Below are 20,095 nucleotides of genomic sequence, written 5' to 3' on the forward strand. Positions count from 1 at the left end.
TGCAGAATAATATTCAAAGAAATCCTTGCGCACTTTGCGTTTAAATATACAAGAAACACATTTTCTATTTTAAAATATGGAATACGAAAAATTAAATACAATAATAATAAAAAGACTCAGAGAAAATCTTCCTGAGCATCTTTCCTATCACAGCGTGATGCACGTAAAAGACGTTATCGATTCTGTCGAAAAAATTGCAAAATCTGAGAAAGTAAACGATGAAGATTTGTTGTTGCTGAAAACAGCAGCCTTATTTCATGATACAGGATTTTTATTCGGTTCAAAAAACCATGAAGAAAAATCATGCGAAATTGCAGCTGAATATCTTTTAGAATACGGATATTCTCAGAATCAGCTCGATAAAATCCAAGGAATGATCATGGCAACGAAAATTCCTCAGACGCCGCACAATCATTTGGAACAGATTTTAGCTGATGCCGATTTGGATTATTTAGGGAGAAACGATTTCTTTGTAATTGGAGACAAATTATTTGAAGAACTTTCGATGTTTGGAATCGTCAATTCAGAACGTGACTGGAATCTGTTGCAGGAAAAATTCCTGGAAAGTCATCATTATTTTACCGAAACTGCCATCAACAGCAGGAAAGATAAAAAACAGGACAATCTGAATATTATTAAAACAAAACTAAAAAACGACTAACCCTTTTATGAGCTCAGCAACTAAACATGGCCCGCTTTTTACCATTTCAGATATCATTTATCTGGTTTTAGGTGTAATTTCTGCGAGTTTTGCTCTAAAATCTTTTCTCGTTCCCAACCACTTTTTAGATGGCGGCGTAACAGGAATCTCACTTTTACTGCACGAAGTTTATCATTGGAATTTGGGGATTGTTTTATTGGTTTTAAATATTCCTTTTATCGTTTTAGCTTATTTTCAAATTGGGAAACACTTTGCCATCAGAAGTTTTTTGACAATTTTATTAATCATTGTAACCATTTCTTTCGTTCCTTTTCCGGAAGTGACACACGACAAACTATTGGTTGCTGTATTTGGTGGATTTTTCATGGGAATTGGAATCGGTTTATCCATGAGAGGTGGCGGAACCTTTGATGGAATGGAAGTTTTAGCATTATTGACGTTCAAAAAGAGCAGTTTCAGTATTACTGAAATTATTTTGGGAATGAATGTGATTATTTTTATCATCGCAACCGTTTTTCTTAAATTTGAAACCGCTTTATATGCGATTATGACCTATCTCGTGGCAAGTCAGATCACCAAATATGTGATCGAAGGAATTGAAGCTTACACAGGAGTAACCATTGTTTCCGGGAACAGTGAAGAAATCAAGAAAGCTTTGGTTTTAACGATGAACAGAGGAATTACAGTTTACAAAGGCGAAAGAGGTTTTATGAAAGAATCTTTTGAACAAAGTGCAGAGGCAGATATTATTTTTACGATTGTAACTCGTTTGGAAGTTAGAAAACTACAGAATATCGTTCGCGCCATCGATCCTAAAGCATTTATTTTCACCCAAACCGTCAGAGAACCTCAGGGCGGAATCGTAAAGGAAATTATAAAGCATTAAAGTTTAAATAAATATTTAATATTGCCTTGTAGAATTTTTTTCGCAAGGCTTTTTTATTGATTAAGACACAAGATACCGGATCAATAGGAATTGGTTTTTATCCCATTTTTACTTTATATTAAGACAAGGGTTTGTCCAAAAACTTATGTATTCTATTATAAAATTTTTGAAAAGTATTTGTGTGATTTGTGTTTAAAACTGCTTCAAATCATCAGAATAATTTATAATTTAAACCTACCTTTACCTAATGAAACGCTCCGGAACCGCAACATTACCCCTTCACTACGGCAAAGTACCACCTTGGCTGTACGAACGTATGGCAACTCTCGGGCTTTCAATAGTAGAAGTAATGTTGGCTGATTACGGAAAAAACGAAGTTCTTCGCAGATTGGCAGATCCGTTTTGGTTTCAGAGTTTTGGCGCGGTGATGGGCATGGATTGGCATTCTTCAGGAATCACAACTTCTGTAATGGGCGCTTTAAAACGTAGCATTAATCCAAATTCTAAAGAGCTTGGAATTTATATTTGTGGCGGAAAAGGTAGGTTTTCAAAAGAAACTCCCAATGAACTTTTAGTCATTGCTGATAAAACAGGATTGGATGGAAACGCTTTGGTTCGTGCAAGTAAACTCTCGGCAAAGGTTGATAATACTGCAATTCAGGATGGATATCAATTATATCTTCATAATTTTATTTTATCGGATGAAGGAAGCTGGTCGGTTGTTCAACAGGGAATGAACGATTCAGACGGAACAGCGCGCCGCTATCATTGGCATTCCGAAAACATGAAATCTTTTGTTGACGAACCCCACAAAGGTATTCAGGGAATCAATCAAGGTCAGATCCTGAATTTAACAGCTCATGAAGCTCATGAAAGCCGGAAAGGAATTTTAGAAATTTCTCACACCAATTCAGAAAAGATCATGCAGGATTTTGCCAATTTGATTTTACCTGCACATCATGATGTTCGTGCTTCTGATGTCGATTTGAAAAAACTGGGAACACTTTTGTACATGACCAGAGAAAATCAGCCTGAGAATTTTGAAGAATTGCTTTTATTAAAAGGTGTAGGACCGAGAACTTTACAAAGCCTAGCTTTGGTCAGCGAAGTTATTCACGGAGCGCCTTCAAGGTTCAGAGATCCTGCAAGATTTTCCTTTGCTAATGGAGGAAAAGATGGTCATCCGTTTCCAGTTCCGATCAATGTTTACGATGAAACGATCAATATTTTACAGAAAGGAATTGAAAAATCAAAGCTCGGAAATTCAGATAAATTGCAGTCGATTAACAAACTTCACACTATCATTTCTGAAGCTGAGAAAAATTTTACGCCCGATTTCGATATCAATAAAGTGATTGAAGAAGAAAGACAAAATTCATGGCGATTCGGTGGCAAAACCGTTTTCGGAGACGCTGAAAAACCGGCTCCTCCAAAACCAATTCAGCTTTCTCTATTTTAGAAAATACTACCAATTAATTATACATTATGTTCAAACAGGTATGTTTTAATTAAAATTCACTTTACATTTAATTGAAACAAGGTTGTTTGTATTCAAAATCAATTTACACAAAGTCCAAACAGGAGTGTTTTAATTAAAAGTCATTTTACATTTAATTAAAACAAGGGTGTTTGTATTCAAAATCAATCTACATAAAGTCCAACAGATAATATTCACATAAATTTGATGGGAAATAAAAATCATTTGCATACAGTTTGTCATTCCGAAAGATCCTGAACAGTTTAAGATAATATAGATTTCTACAAAATGATAAATGAGAAAAAGATTTAATAAATAATATTTCATTTTCAATTCCAATAAAAAATTTAATTTTAAGGCTTGAAAAATATTTTAAATGACTACAAAAGCTTTTAACGTTTACCACGATTTTCCTTTTTTCTTTCCTGAAGAATTGGAAGAAATAATTAAAGCTCACGAAAAAGTTATTTTTCAGAAAGGAGATTTCATTCTTAAAGAAGGAAAAACTTCCAACGAATATTTTATTCTTGAAAAAGGTTTAGCCCGTTCTTTTGTTAATGATTTTAACGGAAACGAAGTTACCACCCATTTTTTTGTTGAAAATGAAATCATTATCGAAGTTTCATCATTATTTCAGAGAATCCCTACTCAGGAAAATATTATTTGTATTACAGATTGCGAATGTTGGAAAATAGATTTTGAGACTTTTCAGGAACTATATCACAAAATCCAGAATTTGAGCGAGTGGGGAAGAGCCTGGATGTCTCAGGAACTTTTCAGTTATAAACAGCGTTCAGTAGAAATGTTCACACTTTCTGCGACTAAACGTTATCTCAATCTCTTAGAACAAAAACCTCATGTGATACAGTTTGCACCATTAAAGCAAATTGCTTCCTATCTTGGTGTGACAGATACTTCGTTGAGCAGAATTCGCAAAGAATTGGTTTCGCATCCCAAGAAAATTTAAATCTTGTCTTATGGCAAGTTGATTTTCATTCTGACTTGGTAATTTTGATTAAAAGTTTAACACTAAAAAAAATTACAAAAATGAAAATCAATCAAATCTATGTCAATCTTCCGGTAAAAGATATTCAGAAAACAAAAGAATTTTGGACGAATATTGGGTTTACTATTAACGAACAGTTTTCTGATGAGAAAACAGTTTGTGTTGTGATGAGCGATACTATTTATGTCATGTTTTTGACAGAAGAATATTTCCAGACTTTTTCTGAAAGACCAGTTCCGAAAGGCGACACGACACAGGTTTTGGTTGCGATTGGTTTAAGCAGCCGTGAAGAAGTGGACCAAGTTGTAAATGCAGCCGTTGCAAATGGCGCTTATCAACACGAAGAACCACAGGATTACGGATGGATGTATCAAAATTCTTTTTGGGACATCAACGGGCATGGCTGGAATGTCACTTTTGCCGATATGTCGCAAATGCCGACAGAATAGTTTAAAAACTAATGTTACAAATATTTTCCACAATTAAGATGAAAAATATCTTCGTAATCAGCAAATCTGCGAGAGTAAATTTTCATGAATTTTTTAAGAATCTGTGAAAATCTGTGAAATCTGTGGGAAAAATAAAAACAAAAAATCAAACTTATGGACACCCCAAAATCAAAAAAATTAGACATTATCATTCCTGCATTTCGAGGTCACAGTCAGAGTTTTCTGATGGTTCTTGATGGAATTTCAGAAGAAGATGCCCTAAAGAGAATTGAAGGACGCACCAATCATATCATTTGGATGGTCGGAAACTTTCTTGATATGCGTTTTGCATTAGGAAATGTTTTAGGACTGAATGAAGAATTTGAATTCAAAGATTATTTCTTTCAGGGAAAAGCATTAGACGAAAGTTTTAAATACCCAACTTTAGAACAGCTTAAAGCTAGTTTCCATAAAATTTCACCGTTGGTTTATCAAAAATTACTGGAAGCAACGGATGAAGATTTAGATAAAGCATTTCCTATGGGAATGAATATCGATTTCTTCCCTGAAAATGTTCTGAATTTTGTCGGAATGTGCATCGGTCGTGAAGATTATCTGTGCGGGCAAATCGGTTTAATGCGCAGAATTATGAATTATGAAGGAATGAAATATGACTTTGATACTGATTTAAAATACTAAAATGAATCTGGTAGTAAAAGGTTATAAAAAAATTAACGGAATCAAAATGTACTATGAAATCTATGGTTCTGGAAAGCCTTTGGTGCTGATTCATGGAGGAGCTGGTTCTATTCGGTTTGATTTTAAAGAAATTATTCCAAGACTTGAAAACCAATTTCAACTCATTGGAATTGATCTTCAAAATCACGGTATGACAGAGCATCGAAATATTCCCGAAACTTTCGAGCAGGATGCAAAAGATGTTGCTGCACTTTTGAAAGAAATTAATATTGGAAAAGCTTCTTTTTGGGGTTTTAGCAACGGTGGAAATACTGTGATGCAAATTGCTCATCTTTTTTCCTGATTTGGTTGAAAAACTCATTGTTGCTTCTTCATTTTATAAAAGAAACGGAATGGTGGATGGCTTTTTCGAAGGAATGATGGATTCAAGTTTAGAATCGATGCCGGAATCTTTGAAAACCAATTTTTTAAACTTAAATCCGGACTTTTCAGCACTTGAAAATATGTTCGAGAAAGACAGCAAAAGAATGCAGACTTTCGTAGACTGGAACGAAGATACTTTGAAAGGAATAAAATCTCCAACATTATTTATTTCTGGTGATAAAGACGTTATGAAACCTGAACACGTTGTCGAAATGTGGCGTTTGGTAGAGAATTCTCAATTGATGATTCTTCCTGCAACCCATGGTTCTTACATGATGGCAGATTTTGCAGGTAATATCAATGAAAAGCTGCTTGAGTTTACAGTAAATGAGGTTGAGAAATTTTTAAATAATTAAAAAATTGATTTAACAAATTTCAAACTTTATTTAAACAGATTCTTCACTACACTGCGCTTCGTTTTGAATGACAAACGCATACAAAGATTGTGCATAGTTGTTTTTGCTGAGTGAAACGCCTTTGCGAACGAAAAATATTTTAAACATTTTAGAGGAAAACCTTTGTACTCTTTGCGTTAAAAAATAGCATAAGATTGCCACATCGTAATCTCCTCGCAATGGCAGATTACAAACAAAAAATATTAATTAAAAATAAAAATCATGGCTAAATTAAATCCTTACTTAAATTTTGATGGTAAAGCAGAAGAAGCTTTTACATTTTACAAATCCATTTTTGGTGGAGAATTTCGTGGTGAAATTTACAAAATGGGAAATGCTCCCGGAACAGAAAATCTTACTGACGAAGAAAAAAACCGAGTGATGCACATTGCACTTCCGATTGGCGAAGATTTGTTGATGGCATCGGATATTGTTCCAAGTTTTGGACAAAAACTGAATGTTGGAAACAATAATTATGTTTCAATTTTCCCGGAATCAAGAGACGAAGCAGACAGACTTTTCAAAGGACTTTCGGAAGGTGGAAATATCGAAATGCCACTTGAAGACCAGTTTTGGGGAGATTATTTTGGTAGTTTTCAAGACAAATATGGGGTACATTGGATGATTAATTATAACGACGAATACACAAAATAGTTTTATATTTAAATGACAGAAGGTAGCTTTTCAACTGCACTTCTTTTTACCAATTAAAAACAAAAATAATGGATAAAATTAAAATAGATATCACAATTTTGGCACCTGTAAGAAAGGTTTGGGATTATTATAACGAACCAAAACATATCATTCAATGGAATTTTGCTCACGAATCATGGCATTGCCCGAGTTCGGAAAATGATTTGAGGGTTGGCGGAAAATTCAAAAACCGAATGGAAGCTAAAGACGGAAGTTTTGGGTTCGATTTTGAGGGGATGTATGATGAAGTTATTCCTTTTGAAAAAATTAAATATCACATGGAAGATGGTAGAAATGTGGAGATACTTTTTGAAAATATTGACGAAAGTACGACAAAGGTTATCATAACATTTGATCCTGAAACTCAAAATTCTGTTGAAATGCAGAGAGACGGTTGGTACGCTATTCTGAATAATTTCCATAAACACGTGGAAGAAAATTAACCTCAAAAGTTTTAATCATGATAAATTTGATCATTATGGCGAAATGTTTGAGCTCAATTTGTATAATGAATCATGTCGTGGAAAATAATTTTCTTAAAGGTGTCATCGCAAAACCAGCAAGACGTGCTTTGGAAAAAGAGAAAATCAATTCTTTGGAAAAACTTTCCGAATATTCTGAAAAAGAGCTGTTGCAGATGCATGGTTTCGGAAAAAATACAGTAGAAAAACTTAAACTTTATATGAAAGAAAATCATCTTTCTTTTAAAAATTATTAAAATGAATAACAATATTTTCCCATGTCTTTGGTACGACGGTGATGCAAAAGAATCCGCAGAATTTTACTGTAAAGTTTTCGATGGAAAAATCACTGCTGATACACCTGTAGTAATGAATATTGATGTTTTCGGACAGAAATTAATGCTTTTAAACGGTGGTCCTCACTTTAAGAAAAACGCTTCAGTTTCTTTTATGATTATCTGTGAAACTGAAGATGAAGTCCAGAAATATTGGGATCAATTAATGGATGGAGGAATAGCTTTGATGGAAATAGGAGAATATCCTTGGAGCAAAAAATACGGATGGGTTCGAGATCGTTTTGGGGTGACTTGGCAGGTTTACTTGGGTGAAAATGACGATGTGGAACAAAAAATTATTCCGACTTTAATGTTTATTCATCAGAATAACGGAAAAGCTATGAAAGCAATGGAGTTTTACACAGAAATTTTCCCAAATTCAAAAATAGTAAGTGTCTTAAAATACGGAGAAGGTGTGGGTAATGAAAGCCATGAAGTTCCTGAAAATGTACAACATGCTCATTTTGAAATCGACGGCTACAGTTTTTTCTGCATGGATAATTCCTATGATCATCAATTTGATTTTAATGAAGGAATTTCTATGGTTGTGATGACAGGTAATCAGGAAGAGACCGACCATCTTTGGAATTCTCTTATTTCAGATGGTGGAAGAGAAAGTATGTGTGGTTGGCTGAAAGATCAGTTTGGAATGAGCTGGCAAATTGTTCCTAAGAGATTAATTGAATTAATGAACGATTCAAATCAGGAAAAAGCTCAAAAAGTAGTTCAAACAATGATGAAAATGCAGAAGATTGTTATCAAAGATTTGGAAGAAGCTTATATTTCTTAGTTGGGTGATGGAAGCTAGATGTGAGAAGCTATTTTGGGTAGTTAAAACTTCCAGCTTCCATCATCAAATTTTCCAGCTTTCCTTCTTCGGCTTGCTGTTTGATACTTTTCTATAAAAAGATTTGCTTATGAAGACACAGAACAAGTCAAAATCATTATCAAAAGTGCCTAAAGACGGGTTGTATCCTGAAATTATTAGAAAAAATTATTTAGGAAGTAAAAAGTTACTCAATAAAAAAGCCATTATTTCTGGAGGTGACAGCGGAATCGGGCAATCAGTTGCCGTACATTTTGCGAGAGAAGGAGCGGATATAGCTATTGTTTATCAGGAAAATGATAAAGACGCCAAGGAAACTCAAAAACTCGTTGAAAAAGAAGGACAGCAATGTATTTTAATGAAAGGTGATATTTCTAAAAAAACATTTAGGACCAAATGTCTCGAAAGAGTCAAAAAACAATGGAAAACCTTTGATATTTTAGTTAATAATGCCGGAATTCAGTTTCCAAAAACAAATATTGAAAAAATTAAAGATGAACAGATAAAAGAAACTTTTGATATTAACATTATTTCGATGATTTCTTTTACGAGAGATTGTTTGGATTTAATAAAAAAAGGCGGAAGAATTATTTGTACAACCTCTGTTACAGCGTATCGTGGAAGTGATCATTTAATAGATTATTCAGCAACGAAAGGTGCGATCGCAACATTTATCCGGTCACTATCCGTAAATCTTGCCAACCAGAAAATTTTGGTTAATGGAGTTGCACCTGGCCCGATTTGGACACCTTTAGTGAAAGAAACGTTTGAGGATATTGCCTCATTTGGAAAAGATACTCCGCTGAAAAGAGCTGGTCAACCTTCAGAAGTTGCTCCTGCTTATGTTTTTCTGGCATCCGAAGATTCAAGTTTTATTACAGGCGAAATCATTCACATCAATGGCGGAGATTTTGTCGGCGGATAAATAATTTACATAAAACCTAAACTTAAAAATTATGGAAATTTTAGAATATACAATTCAAATAAACGCATCTCCTGAAAAAGTATGGACTGTACTTTGGGATGATTTTAGTTACAGACAATGGACTTCAGCTTTCACCGAAGGTTCATTTTATATAGGAACCTGGGAACAAGATAGTATTGTGAAATTTTTTGATCCAAACAACAACGGAATGTACAGTCGTGTTCTGAAAAATGATCCTAGCAAAGAAATGACTTTTCTTCATCTTGGGGAAATCTTCGATGGAGTAGAAGTTCCACAAGATTGGGGTGATGCAACAGAATCTTACATTTTAGAAGAGACAGAAGAAGGTACAAAACTAGTTGCAAGAATAAAAACTTCTGAAGAATTTAAAAGTTTTTTCGAAGATAAATTTCCAGTTGCACTACAGAATGTGAAAAATTTAGCAGAAAATCAATTGTAAATAAAACACAATTTGCATGATGAATTTCAGTAATAAATTAATTACTATGAATGATTGTTAATTTTAATTGTGTTATTAGTGCTAAAATTTATGCTATTGTTTTTAAAATAATTCAAAAATAAAAAATATGGAAACCCTATCTTACGAAATTATCATCAATGCGCCTAAACAGAAAATATGGGATATTCTTTGGGGAAGCGAAACTTACAGTGAATGGACAAAATTTTTCAATCCCGATTCTGCATCAACCATAAAATCCGATTGGCAAGTCGGTGGAAAAACCTATTTTGTAAATGCAGAAGGTGCAGGAATGGTTTCTACAATTGACAGCTTAGAAAAACCTGATCAGATTATTTTTAAACATTTAGGAATGGTAGATAAAGAAGGAAATGAAGATACTCAAAGCAAAGAAGTGATGGAGTGGAGCGGCTGTTTCGAAAAATATATTCTGATTGATTTCGATGGAAAAACAAAACTTCACACCGAAGTTCAGGTTGAAAAAGCATGGCGGGATCATATGGACGAAGGTTTTAATAAAGGTTTACAGATTGTGAAAGAGCTTTCTGAAGTGAGATAATATAGACAAAATAGTTTTCAGTCAAGAGGTTTTCACAAGAAACCTCTTTTTTAATTTTATAAAAATATTTAATCATCAGTGAAAATCTGTGAAATTGATTAAAATTAAAAGAATAATAGCTTTGATTTAAACAAAACTCAAAACCCGTTTCACAATTTTTCTCTCTCAATCAAAATCCGTATTTTTGTGCATCTAAAAAGTAAAAGAAAGAATGAATTCCTACAAAAATCCATTGGAAGAGCGCTACTCCAGCGAAGAAATGTTATTTAACTTTTCACATAATAACAAATTCCAAAATTGGAGAAAACTTTGGATTGCCCTTGCTGAAATTGAAAAAGATTTAGGTCTTGATATTACAGATGAGCAAATCGCTGAACTGAAAGCCAATGCTGAAAATATCGATTATGATAAAGCTGCTGAATACGAGAAAAAATTTCGTCATGATGTAATGGCACACGTTCACGCTTATGGTGATGTGGCGCCTTCAGCAAAAGGAATCATTCACTTGGGAGCAACTTCGGCATTTGTAGGAGATAATACAGATTTAATTCAAATTCGTGACGGACTTTTAATTTTAAAGAAAAAGTTGGTTAACGTAATGAAAAATCTAGCTGATTTTTCAATTCAGTATAAAGATCTTCCAACTTTAGGATTTACCCATTTCCAGCCAGCTCAGTTAACAACTGTTGGGAAAAGAGCGACACTTTGGTTACAAAGTTTAGTTCTTGATATCGAAGAGCTTGATTTCTTCCTTGAAACGCTACGTTTCAGAGGGGTAAAAGGAACGACAGGAACTGCTGCAAGTTTCCTTGAGCTTTTCAACGGGGACTATTCTAAAGTAAAACATTTAGATAAAGAATTGTCAAAAAGATTCGGTTTCGAAAAAGTTTTCGGAGTTTCGGGTCAGACTTACGACAGAAAAATTGATGCAAAAGTGGTTGCTTTATTAGGAAATATTGCTCAGTCTGCACATAAATTCACCAACGATTTACGTTTGCTTCAAAATCTTAAAGAAATTGAAGAACCATTCGAGAAAAACCAGATCGGTTCATCTGCAATGGCTTACAAACGTAACCCAATGAGAAGCGAAAGAATCGGAGCATTGGCAAAATACGTCATGTCTTTAACGACAAGTTCTGCAATGGTGGCTTCAACTCAATGGTTCGAAAGAACTTTGGATGATTCTGCAAACAAGAGATTGACGATTCCACAGGCGTTTTTAGCAGTTGATGCAATTTTATTGATCTGGAACAACATCATGAATGGAATCGTGGTTTATCCAAACAGAATCAACAAACATATTATGGAAGAACTTCCTTTCATGGCGACAGAATACATCATCATGGAAGAAGTGAAAGCTGGTGGTGACCGTCAGGAAATCCACGAAGTAATCAGAGTTCACTCAATGGAAGCTTCTAAACAAGTGAAAGAAGAAGGTAAGGAAAACGATTTGATTGAAAGAATCTTAAACGATCATTCATTAAAGCTAGACAAATCAAAATTAAAAGAAGTTCTTGATCCTAAAAACTTCATAGGTTTTGCACCAATTCAGACGGAAGAATTTATCGCAAATGAAGTTCAGCCGATAATTGACGCAAACAAAGATCTGATAGGATTAGAAGCTGATCTTAAAGTATAATTGATATGCAGTCTTTTGGGCTGCATATTTTTTGAGCCTACATGAAAGATAAAATTAATATTACATTTATTTTTTTTGCAGTAGTCATTTCAAGATTACCATTTATCTGGAATAGTCCGGGATTGGATATTGATAATTGGCTTGTACTTCAGACAGGAAAGAAAATTCAGGAGACGGGAATTTATAGAGCATCACGACTTCCGGGGTATCCTGTTTCAGAATATCTGGCTTCGTTTTTTGGAAATACAGCTTGGCTTGTTCTTAATGTATTAAGTGTCTTATTCACAGCTTTTTGTTGTGTGATTTTTTATAAAATATTAGGGCATTTAGATGCTAAAGATAAAACAATGGCTGCATTGGCTCTCGGTTTTGTGCAGGCTGTTTTTATAGCATCTACAAGCAACATGGAATATATGTGGAGCTTGTTTTTCCTGATGTTAGCAATATGGCTTATTTTAAAAAGATATATTGGTTGGGCAGGATTGGCATTAGGATTAATGGTAGGTACAAGATTTACAAATGTTTTATTGTTATTGCCGATTGTGTACTTTTTATATTTTAATGCTAGAATCAGGTCTTTGAAAGACTATTTTTTGATGTTTGGAGTTGCCTTATCAACTTTTGCTATAGTTTTCATTCCGGTTTTTAATAAGTATTCATTGAGTATTTTCCCGGATGTTGGAGAAAGTTCAGTTGATATTAAAAGTATGGTAAGCCAATATACGATGTACATTTATGGTATTTTAGGACTTCTAGGACTGTTGATAGGATTGATTTATATAATTTTTCAAAAAGATTTAATCAAGAATTTTCAGAGAAATAAAGAAATTCTGATTTTTTCGGGATTAATGATTTTAACAACGAGCTTTTTATATTTAAAATTTCCATTTGAAAGTTATTATAATATACCGCTGATTCCGTTTGTAATATTGGTTTTAGTATTTCTGATTCAGAATAAAATGGTAAAGAATATCATATTTTCTTTGTTTATTTTAAGTCCATTTGTTATTTATGTAAGTTCACATAAAACTCAATTAAAAGGTGCTATTTTTGTAAATGAGAAAATGGAAAATGATTATTTAGAATATGCTCATTCTTTATATGAACAATTTTCTCTTCATAAAAACAATAAGAAATTATTAATTACAGGTGGTTTTTATAACTGCTATTTATATAAGTATCAAAATAAAAGTAAAAATGAAAATGTTAAAATTTTAGGTAATCCTACTTTAAAACTAGTAGAATATTATATTTCTAAAGGTTATAAAGTATTTTATCCAAAAGGTATTGAGCAAGAAGTAATGTTTTTTAATCAATATGATATTTCTGAATATGGCGAAAGCTTATTGGAGCCCTTTAATTTTGACAGATAATAAAGTAAAAATGAACAAGAGAATTTTCGTAGAAAAAAGAGGAATTTTCGATGTAGAAAGTCCAAAAATTTTTGATGAAGTAAAAGCGGTGGTCCCGTCGATCCAAAGTGTAAAAGTGTACAACGTGTACGATATTTTTGGATTAAACGACGGTGAATTTGAAAAAGTGGTTAACAGCACTTTTGTAGATCCGGTTACTGATATTTTAATCGAAGAAAATCCTGCAAAAGGAACTCATTTCGCATTAGAATTTTTACCTGGGCAGTACGATCAGCGTGCGGATTCTGCTCAACAGTGTATCGCCTTACTGACTGAAAATGAGAAGTCTAAAGTGAGAAGTGGAAAATTGATCGAATTCGAAGGTGTTTCTGAAGCTGATTTGGCGAAAATTAAAGACCTTTTGATCAATAAAGTAGAATCTCAGGAAAAAGATTTATCAATTTTAGATATTCCTGCAGAAGAAACACCGTCAAAAGTGATTGTTCACGAAGGTTTTATCAATTTTGATGATGCTCAGCTTGAAGAATTTTTTAACAATCACGGTTTTGCTTTAGGACTGGATGATTTAAAATTCATTCAGGAATATTTTAAATCTGAACAAAGAAATCCTACGGAAACGGAACTTAAAGTTTTAGATACATATTGGAGCGACCACTGTCGTCACACAACGTTTGAAACAGAATTGTCAAATATCGAATTTGAAGGACAGTTTAAACATACATTGGAAACGATTTTCAATGATTATATTGAAAAAAGAAAATTCTTAGGACGCGAATTGAAACCGATTTCTTTAATGGATTTGGCTACAGTCTGCGGAAGATATTTCCATAAAACTGGAAACCTGGAGAACTTGGTGGTTTCTGACGAAATCAACGCATGTACCATTCAGATCGAAGCTGAATATGACGGTAAAAAAGAACCTTGGTATTTGTTATTCAAAAATGAAACGCACAATCACCCGACAGAAATTGAACCTTTCGGAGGTGCTTCAACGTGTTTAGGTGGTGCCATAAGAGATCCTTTGTCCGGACGTTCATTTGTTTTCCAGGCGATGAGATTAACTGGTGCTGCTGATGTTTTGGAACCTGTAAGTCATACGTTACCAGGAAAATTACCTCAAAAAACAATCACAAAACAGGCTGCGAACGGATATTCTTCTTACGGTAACCAAATCGGTCTCGCGACCACAATGGTTTCCGAAATCTACGATGAAGGCTACAAAGCAAAAAGAATGGAAGTTGGTTTTGTTACCGGCGCCGTTCCTGTGGACTGGGTAAGACGTGAAAAGCCTGAGGCTGGTGATTCGATCATCATTTTAGGTGGTGCAACAGGTCGCGACGGTGTTGGAGGAGCAAGCGGAAGTTCAAAAGAACAGGACGAAACTTCAATCCACACAATGAGTTCTGAAGTACAGAAAGGAAACGCCGTTGAAGAACGTAAAATTCAGAGATTGTTCAGAAATCCTGAAGTTACGAGACTGATTAAGAAGTCAAACGATTTCGGAGCGGGTGGAGTTTCCGTAGCGATCGGTGAAATCGCTGATTCTTTGGAGGTTAATCTCGATGTTTTACCTTTAAAATACGAAGGTTTGAACGGAACTGAGCTTGCCATTTCTGAATCTCAGGAGAGAATGGCGGTTGTGGTTGAGCCAAAAGATAAAGAACAGTTCATCAAATTCTGTGAAGCAGAAAACATTGTGGCTGTAGAAGTTGCAAAGGTGACAGATTCTGGAAGAATGCAGATGTTCTGGAAAGGTGATAAAATCGTTGACCTATCAAGAGAATTTCTCGATACGAACGGATGTTCAAAAAGTCAGGAAGTTAAGATTACTCATCTTAATGAAGTGAAAGAAGAAACTCAGGTTTTCAATGAAGAGAATTTCTTGAAAATTCTTGCAGATAAAAACGTTGCTTCTCAAAAAGGTTTATTGGAGATGTTTGATTCATCAATTGGTGCGACTACGGTTGCGATGCCTTTAGGCGGAAAATACCAGCAGACTTTGATGGAAGGAAGCGCTCAAACACTACCTATTTTAGGAGCAAAAGATATTGAAACTGTTTCCTTTGCAAGTTGGGGATTTGATGCTGAAATTTCAAAGCAAAACTCATTGTTGGGAGCTTCTTATGCAGTCGTTGAAAGTGTAGCGAAAATCGTTGCGATGGGTGGCGATTATAAAAATATAAGATTAAGTTTTCAGGAATATTTTGAGAAATTAGGTCAGAATCCTGAAAAATGGGGCAAGCCTTTGGCTTCACTTTTAGGAGCTTACGATGCTCAGATTAATCTTGGTTTGGCGGCCATTGGAGGTAAGGATTCAATGAGTGGAACGTATCATGATTTGAATGTTCCGCCGACATTGATTTCATTCGCTTGTGCGAACGGTGAAAAGAAAAATGTGATCTCTCCGGAATTTAAACAGGCAGGTAATAAACTGTATTTCTTCAACCATATTCCACAGGAAAATGGACTTCCAAACTATGAAAATCTGAAGACAGTTTTTGAATTGATTTTCGAAAATATCAAGGCCGGCAAAATCGTTTCAGTGAAGACTGTGAGAGAAGGAGGTGTTGCAGTTGCCTTAGCTAAAATGAGTTTTGGGAACAGATTGGGAGCTGAAATAACCGTTGCTGATGAGAGCGTTTTATTGGCAAAAAATATCGGAAGTCTGATCATTGAATCAACTGAAGAATTAAGTTCTGTTGATGTTCAATTAGTCGGTGAAGTCGAAAATTCAAATATTCTCAAAATCAGTGGTTTGAATTTTGAAATCGAAAAATTACTTGAAGAGAATACAAATACTTTTGAGAACCTTTTCTCAACGGTTGAAAAAGAAAAAATAACGGTTGAATTAGATTCAAATCTGAACTCAATTAAACCACGAAATATTGTCATTAAAAAACACGGAATTGCTCAGCCGAGAGTTTTCGCACCGGTTTTCCCGGGAACAAATTGCGAATACGATACACTGAATGCATTCCAAAAAGAAGGAGCGATTGTAAGCAGTTTGCCCTTGATTAATATCAATCATCAGTTGCTTGACGAAAGCATCGATGCATGGGTAGAAGAAATTAAACAGTCGCAGATTTTAGCATTCTCCGGAGGTTTCTCTGCGGGTGACGAACCGGATGGTTCTGCTAAATTCATCGTGAATGTTTTGAAGAACGAAAAGATGAGAAATGCCGTTCACGAATTGCTCGACAGAGACGGAATGATCATTGGAATCTGTAATGGTTTCCAGGCTTTGGTGAAGTCAGGATTATTGCCTTACGGTAGAATTAAAGACCTGGATGAAAATTCTCCGACTTTGGCACACAACGCGATCAGAAGACATATTTCTCAAATGGTGAATGTGAAAGTTCTGAATGACGAATCGCCTTGGTTAAAAGGAATGAAAGATCAGGTATTCACCATCCCAATTTCTCACGGTGAAGGTCGTTTTATGGCTTCAGAAGCTGAAATTCAGAAGTTGTATGAAAACGGGCAGATTGCGACTCAATATTTAGATTTCGATGGAAACATCGCTCACGGAATGCCTTTCAATCCTAATAACTCATTGTTCGGAATTGAAGGAATCACAAGTCCGTGTGGAAAAATTTATGGTAGAATGGGACACCCTGAACGTTTTGCAGAAGGTCTGATGAAAAATATTCCGACTGCGAATTATCATAACATCTTCAAAAACGGAGTGGAGTACTTTAAGTAGGCGGCTTGCTTTTGGCAATTTGCTTTGGCTTTAAAAATACTGAGTTTAAAATACGACTTTCAAACCTAACGGTTTTTCAAAACCCGTTAGGTTTTAGGAAAACTGTCTGTTGAAATATTTATAATTAAATTGAATATTTCAAATAAAAATAAAAGAGAATCTGCTGTCATCAATGGCAGCCGTTTTTCTGATTTAGCAGGATTTTACGAAGAAGTTTCCCAGGTTTTAATGAAAGATGAAGATTGGAAAGTCGGTACCCTCGATGGATTTGATGATATTTTGTATGGATTTAAAGGTGAAATGATCTGGAAAGATTCTCAAAAATCAAGGGAAGATTTAGGATTAGAAGTGACAAAGAAATTCAATCAGACAAGGAAAGCCTTTTAATATCAATTTAGCTCAAAAAAAAATGGATGATTTGATTGCCGGAAACGGACAGACCTTGTATGAAATCCTGATCGAAATAATTGAATCACATCAAAATATACAATTGATTTTAGACTGATTTTTAAACACGAATGACACAAATATTTTCACGAATACCGCAAATATTTATATAAATGTGATTACAAAGGTGAAATTTTATACAAAAATATATTTCCAGTAAACCAAAATCCCTACAATTACAGATAGAACTACTGTTAAAATAACTCCTCCTGCAGAAATATCTTTTATAAAACCAATTCTTTTATCAAATTCAGGTTGAATGATATCACAAATTTTCTCGATTGCTGTATTGAAAATTTCAGCTGCTAAAACTCCAAAACAAACGATAAGGATGAGAATTGTATCAAAACTTGACAGTTTTAGATAAAAAATCAGAAAAATATTGATGAAAAAGGCGAAAACTTCAAGCTGAAAATTTCTTTCAGATCTAAGCATAAAGAAAATACCTCGAAAAGCATTCAGTAAACTTTTATGAATAGGCGGTTTGCGCATCGTTATTTGATTATTAACAAAGATAAATTTATTTTGATGGTTGTTAATAACTCTCAACATTATTTTTTTCTATCTGTTTTGTATTTGTTATATTTGTAGAAACTTATTTTTAAATCTATGAAATTTATTATTTCAAGTGGTGAACTGCAGAAGGCTTTACAAACTGTAAGTGGCGTAATATCAAGTTCTCAGTCGAGACCGATTTTAGAAAACTATCTTTTTGAATTAAACGAAAACAACGTTACTATTACTGCATCCGATGGCGAAACTACGCTTATTACTTCTCTGGAAGTAAAGTCTGATGATTCTGGTAAATTTGCTGTTCCTGCTAAAATTTTTCAAGATTTTATCAAGACGTATGGTGAGCAACCTCTTACTTTGGCAGTGAAAGACAATGCTGAGGGTACAGGTAGTTTGCTTGAGATTTTAGACGAAAAAGATAATTTTGCAGTTGCATTAGATAACGCAGAAGATTATCCTGAAATTCCTGAATTTGATGCAGCGCAATCTGTAACAATGCCTGCAGGAGTTTTGTCTGAAGCTTTAACGAACACGCTTTTTGCAACAAGTAATGATTCTCTTCGTCCGGTAATGACGGGAGTTTTATTCCAATTCGGGGAAAATGAAACAAATTTTGTTTCTACAGATTCTCACAGATTGGTAGTTTATAAAAGAACAGACTTGATGAATGCCGAACCAATGGAATTCATCATGCCTAAAAAACCTTTGAATATTTTCAAAAATATTTTAGCAAGCTCAAATGAAGATCTTACGATTGACTTCAACGAGAATATGGCTAAATTTACTTTTGGTAAACATATCTGGATTTGTAGATTAATCGACGGAAAATATCCTAACTATACTGCGGTAATCCCGAAAGAGAATCCAAATGTATTGACGATTAACAGAAACCTTTTATTAGGAGCAATTAAGAGAGCGTCAATTATGTCTAATAAATCAACGAATCAGGTTAGATTTAAATTGTCTGCAAACATTCTTCATCTTCACGCAGAAGATACGGAATATGCAAATAAAGCAGATATGCAGATTCCTTGTGATTATAACGGTGAAGATATCAATATTGGTTTTAGTTCTAAATTCTTAACAGAAATGTTGGGTATTTTAGGAGCAGACGATATTACCATGAAAATGTCTCAGCCAAACAGACCGGGAATCATCGAGCCGCTTGACGGTCTTGAAGAAAACGAAAACATCTTAATGCTTTCAATGCCAGTAATCGGATTGTAGTATTAAAAAAATATAAGTAAAAAAGGATTTCAATTTTGAAATCCTTTTTGTTTTATTGTGCAATATTTTATGTTTAAAATTGATCATTTGAAGACTCTTTAAATTTTTAAAAAGCTATCAAGTAATTACGATTAACGGAAAAAGTATTGGCGACAAAAAAAGTGAAAATTTTCAACTTTGACAAAAACCCCGCATTTTGTAAATACAATATTATGTGTAGTATTTTAATTCGGATTGAACTGAATATTGAAATACTTTAAATAATCCTCTATTGGCTCCAGTCCCATTTCTTTTCTTCTTTCGTTCACAGTTTTAGGATTTTCTAATTTATACAATTTACCATTTTCTATTTGTGAACCATATATTTGGGGTTTTCCTTCATCCATTAACATCCTATCTTTCATCAATGCATATTGCTGTTTAGATAAGTCTCCATTTTCTACCGCTTTCTCTATTTGTGGAAAATACTTTTTTCTTATTTCTTTAGTACTATGTTGCAGACCCAACCAGATTGCATCCATTTGTTTTGGACCCACCTCCTTTAATGTTGGCATATCACACTTTTCAATAATGCTAATCACTAATTCTTGATTCCTGTGATCTTCTTTAGCGTATTTGATGAGTTCATTTGATTTTCTAATCCTTTGGTCACTTTCTAAAACTTCGCTGAGGATTTGTCGTTTTTTGCTGCAATCGACTTCAATAATATCCACCGAACCTACATAGACAAATTTATCCCTATTTATATAAAGGAATATTGATATTATTAAAACAAGAGCGGTTAATATACTGAATAATATTTTTTTATTTTCATTTCTATTTTTGGTTTATATTACATATAACTTTTGGATTGACGCATTGCGCAAATCCAAACTATAATTACGCTAAAATAAGAATTTTCAATTTTAAAACAATCTTAATTCAAACCAAAATGAAAAAAG

Annotated in this window: 22 protein-coding genes; 20 read left to right on the forward strand and 2 right to left on the reverse strand. The window is 34.0% G+C overall.

Annotation, left to right across the window (positions count from 1 at the left end):
• Positions 1-76 precede the first annotated feature (76 nt).
• The 19 genes from OEA66_RS16730 (at position 77) to OEA66_RS16820 (ending at position 17,354) form a co-directional block, all read left to right on the forward strand.
• Positions 77-661, forward strand: a complete 585-nt coding sequence (locus tag OEA66_RS16730) for an HD domain-containing protein (RefSeq protein WP_267282457.1) — start codon at positions 77-79, stop codon at positions 659-661.
• A gap of 7 nt (positions 662-668) precedes the next feature.
• Positions 669-1,547: a YitT family protein gene (locus tag OEA66_RS16735; RefSeq protein WP_267282458.1), complete on the forward strand. Its 879-nt coding sequence runs from the start codon at positions 669-671 to the stop codon at positions 1,545-1,547.
• A gap of 247 nt (positions 1,548-1,794) precedes the next feature.
• Positions 1,795-3,006, forward strand: a complete 1,212-nt coding sequence (locus OEA66_RS16740; RefSeq protein WP_267282459.1) for a DUF763 domain-containing protein — start codon at positions 1,795-1,797, stop codon at positions 3,004-3,006.
• Positions 3,007-3,400: 394 nt separating this feature from the next.
• Positions 3,401-3,991 (forward strand): Crp/Fnr family transcriptional regulator, encoded by a 591-nt coding sequence (locus tag OEA66_RS16745; protein WP_267282460.1) that lies wholly within the window; start codon positions 3,401-3,403, stop codon positions 3,989-3,991.
• An 80-nt stretch (positions 3,992-4,071) separates the two neighbouring features.
• A complete protein-coding gene (locus tag OEA66_RS16750) occupies positions 4,072-4,479 on the forward strand; it encodes a VOC family protein (RefSeq protein ID WP_267282461.1) in 408 nt (135 codons plus the stop codon).
• A 153-nt stretch (positions 4,480-4,632) separates the two neighbouring features.
• Entirely contained in the window at positions 4,633-5,157 is a 525-nt protein-coding gene (locus tag OEA66_RS16755) for a DinB family protein (protein WP_267282462.1), read from the forward strand.
• A 1-nt stretch (position 5,158) separates the two neighbouring features.
• Entirely contained in the window at positions 5,159-5,500 is a 342-nt protein-coding gene (locus tag OEA66_RS16760; RefSeq protein ID WP_267282463.1) for an alpha/beta fold hydrolase, read from the forward strand.
• Entirely contained in the window at positions 5,481-5,936 is a 456-nt protein-coding gene (locus OEA66_RS16765) for an alpha/beta fold hydrolase (protein ID WP_267282464.1), read from the forward strand. Before OEA66_RS16760 ends, OEA66_RS16765 begins: the two co-directional genes overlap by 20 nt.
• Before the next feature lie 261 nt (positions 5,937-6,197).
• Positions 6,198-6,629 carry a VOC family protein gene (locus OEA66_RS16770; RefSeq protein ID WP_267282465.1) on the forward strand — a complete coding sequence of 144 codons (432 nt, stop codon included), beginning with the start codon at positions 6,198-6,200 and terminating at the stop codon, positions 6,627-6,629.
• Between the two features lie 68 nt (positions 6,630-6,697).
• Positions 6,698-7,111 carry an SRPBCC family protein gene (locus OEA66_RS16775; RefSeq protein WP_267282466.1) on the forward strand — a complete coding sequence of 138 codons (414 nt, stop codon included), beginning with the start codon at positions 6,698-6,700 and terminating at the stop codon, positions 7,109-7,111.
• Positions 7,112-7,128: 17 nt separating this feature from the next.
• A complete protein-coding gene (locus OEA66_RS16780) occupies positions 7,129-7,386 on the forward strand; it encodes a DNA-directed RNA polymerase subunit alpha C-terminal domain-containing protein (RefSeq protein ID WP_267282467.1) in 258 nt (85 codons plus the stop codon).
• Between the two features lies 1 nt (position 7,387).
• Complete coding sequence (locus OEA66_RS16785; RefSeq protein ID WP_267282468.1) at positions 7,388-8,254, forward strand: VOC family protein; 867 nt, start codon at positions 7,388-7,390, stop codon at positions 8,252-8,254.
• A 127-nt stretch (positions 8,255-8,381) separates the two neighbouring features.
• Positions 8,382-9,215 carry an SDR family oxidoreductase gene (locus OEA66_RS16790; protein ID WP_267282469.1) on the forward strand — a complete coding sequence of 278 codons (834 nt, stop codon included), beginning with the start codon at positions 8,382-8,384 and terminating at the stop codon, positions 9,213-9,215.
• A gap of 31 nt (positions 9,216-9,246) precedes the next feature.
• Positions 9,247-9,675, forward strand: a complete 429-nt coding sequence (locus tag OEA66_RS16795; protein ID WP_267282470.1) for an SRPBCC family protein — start codon at positions 9,247-9,249, stop codon at positions 9,673-9,675.
• A 127-nt stretch (positions 9,676-9,802) separates the two neighbouring features.
• Positions 9,803-10,252 carry an SRPBCC family protein gene (locus OEA66_RS16800; protein WP_267282471.1) on the forward strand — a complete coding sequence of 150 codons (450 nt, stop codon included), beginning with the start codon at positions 9,803-9,805 and terminating at the stop codon, positions 10,250-10,252.
• Between the two features lie 211 nt (positions 10,253-10,463).
• Positions 10,464-11,891 (forward strand): adenylosuccinate lyase, encoded by a 1,428-nt coding sequence (gene purB / locus OEA66_RS16805; RefSeq protein ID WP_065721045.1) that lies wholly within the window; start codon positions 10,464-10,466, stop codon positions 11,889-11,891.
• A gap of 41 nt (positions 11,892-11,932) precedes the next feature.
• Complete coding sequence (locus OEA66_RS16810) at positions 11,933-13,264, forward strand: ArnT family glycosyltransferase (RefSeq protein WP_267282472.1); 1,332 nt, start codon at positions 11,933-11,935, stop codon at positions 13,262-13,264.
• A gap of 10 nt (positions 13,265-13,274) precedes the next feature.
• Positions 13,275-16,967 (forward strand): phosphoribosylformylglycinamidine synthase, encoded by a 3,693-nt coding sequence (locus tag OEA66_RS16815; protein WP_267282473.1) that lies wholly within the window; start codon positions 13,275-13,277, stop codon positions 16,965-16,967.
• A 129-nt stretch (positions 16,968-17,096) separates the two neighbouring features.
• A complete protein-coding gene (locus tag OEA66_RS16820) occupies positions 17,097-17,354 on the forward strand; it encodes a barstar family protein (protein ID WP_267282474.1) in 258 nt (85 codons plus the stop codon).
• Positions 17,355-17,549: 195 nt separating this feature from the next.
• On the opposite strand, the gene OEA66_RS16825 is transcribed toward OEA66_RS16820, so the two are convergent.
• The gene (locus OEA66_RS16825; protein ID WP_267282475.1) at positions 17,550-17,906 is read right to left on the reverse strand and encodes a diacylglycerol kinase family protein; all 357 of its coding nucleotides are present in this window, start codon (positions 17,904-17,906) and stop codon (positions 17,550-17,552) included.
• A gap of 117 nt (positions 17,907-18,023) precedes the next feature.
• Between OEA66_RS16825 and dnaN the strand changes: the two genes are divergently transcribed.
• The gene (gene dnaN / locus OEA66_RS16830; RefSeq protein ID WP_267282476.1) at positions 18,024-19,154 is read left to right on the forward strand and encodes a DNA polymerase III subunit beta; all 1,131 of its coding nucleotides are present in this window, start codon (positions 18,024-18,026) and stop codon (positions 19,152-19,154) included.
• A 224-nt stretch (positions 19,155-19,378) separates the two neighbouring features.
• On the opposite strand, the gene OEA66_RS16835 is transcribed toward dnaN, so the two are convergent.
• Entirely contained in the window at positions 19,379-19,867 is a 489-nt protein-coding gene (locus OEA66_RS16835) for a DUF6624 domain-containing protein (RefSeq protein WP_311136922.1), read from the reverse strand.
• Positions 19,868-20,095 lie beyond the last annotated feature (228 nt).

The sequence above is a fragment of the Chryseobacterium luquanense genome (assembly GCF_026460945.1).
GTDB lineage: Bacteria > Bacteroidota > Bacteroidia > Flavobacteriales > Weeksellaceae > Chryseobacterium > Chryseobacterium luquanense.

Coding starts and splice junctions, on each gene's coding strand:
- OEA66_RS16730 (WP_267282457.1), top strand. CDS start 77: ATGGAATACGAAAAATTAAATACAATAATAATAAAAAGACTCAGAGAA.
- OEA66_RS16735 (WP_267282458.1), top strand. CDS start 669: ATGAGCTCAGCAACTAAACATGGCCCGCTTTTTACCATTTCAGATATC.
- OEA66_RS16740 (WP_267282459.1), top strand. CDS start 1,795: ATGAAACGCTCCGGAACCGCAACATTACCCCTTCACTACGGCAAAGTA.
- OEA66_RS16745 (WP_267282460.1), top strand. CDS start 3,401: ATGACTACAAAAGCTTTTAACGTTTACCACGATTTTCCTTTTTTCTTT.
- OEA66_RS16750 (WP_267282461.1), top strand. CDS start 4,072: ATGAAAATCAATCAAATCTATGTCAATCTTCCGGTAAAAGATATTCAG.
- OEA66_RS16755 (WP_267282462.1), top strand. CDS start 4,633: ATGGACACCCCAAAATCAAAAAAATTAGACATTATCATTCCTGCATTT.
- OEA66_RS16760 (WP_267282463.1), top strand. CDS start 5,159: ATGAATCTGGTAGTAAAAGGTTATAAAAAAATTAACGGAATCAAAATG.
- OEA66_RS16770 (WP_267282465.1), top strand. CDS start 6,198: ATGGCTAAATTAAATCCTTACTTAAATTTTGATGGTAAAGCAGAAGAA.
- OEA66_RS16775 (WP_267282466.1), top strand. CDS start 6,698: ATGGATAAAATTAAAATAGATATCACAATTTTGGCACCTGTAAGAAAG.
- OEA66_RS16780 (WP_267282467.1), top strand. CDS start 7,129: ATGATAAATTTGATCATTATGGCGAAATGTTTGAGCTCAATTTGTATA.
- OEA66_RS16785 (WP_267282468.1), top strand. CDS start 7,388: ATGAATAACAATATTTTCCCATGTCTTTGGTACGACGGTGATGCAAAA.
- OEA66_RS16790 (WP_267282469.1), top strand. CDS start 8,382: ATGAAGACACAGAACAAGTCAAAATCATTATCAAAAGTGCCTAAAGAC.
- OEA66_RS16795 (WP_267282470.1), top strand. CDS start 9,247: ATGGAAATTTTAGAATATACAATTCAAATAAACGCATCTCCTGAAAAA.
- OEA66_RS16800 (WP_267282471.1), top strand. CDS start 9,803: ATGGAAACCCTATCTTACGAAATTATCATCAATGCGCCTAAACAGAAA.
- purB (WP_065721045.1), top strand. CDS start 10,464: ATGAATTCCTACAAAAATCCATTGGAAGAGCGCTACTCCAGCGAAGAA.
- OEA66_RS16810 (WP_267282472.1), top strand. CDS start 11,933: ATGAAAGATAAAATTAATATTACATTTATTTTTTTTGCAGTAGTCATT.
- OEA66_RS16815 (WP_267282473.1), top strand. CDS start 13,275: ATGAACAAGAGAATTTTCGTAGAAAAAAGAGGAATTTTCGATGTAGAA.
- OEA66_RS16825 (WP_267282475.1), bottom strand. CDS start 17,906: ATGCGCAAACCGCCTATTCATAAAAGTTTACTGAATGCTTTTCGAGGT.
- dnaN (WP_267282476.1), top strand. CDS start 18,024: ATGAAATTTATTATTTCAAGTGGTGAACTGCAGAAGGCTTTACAAACT.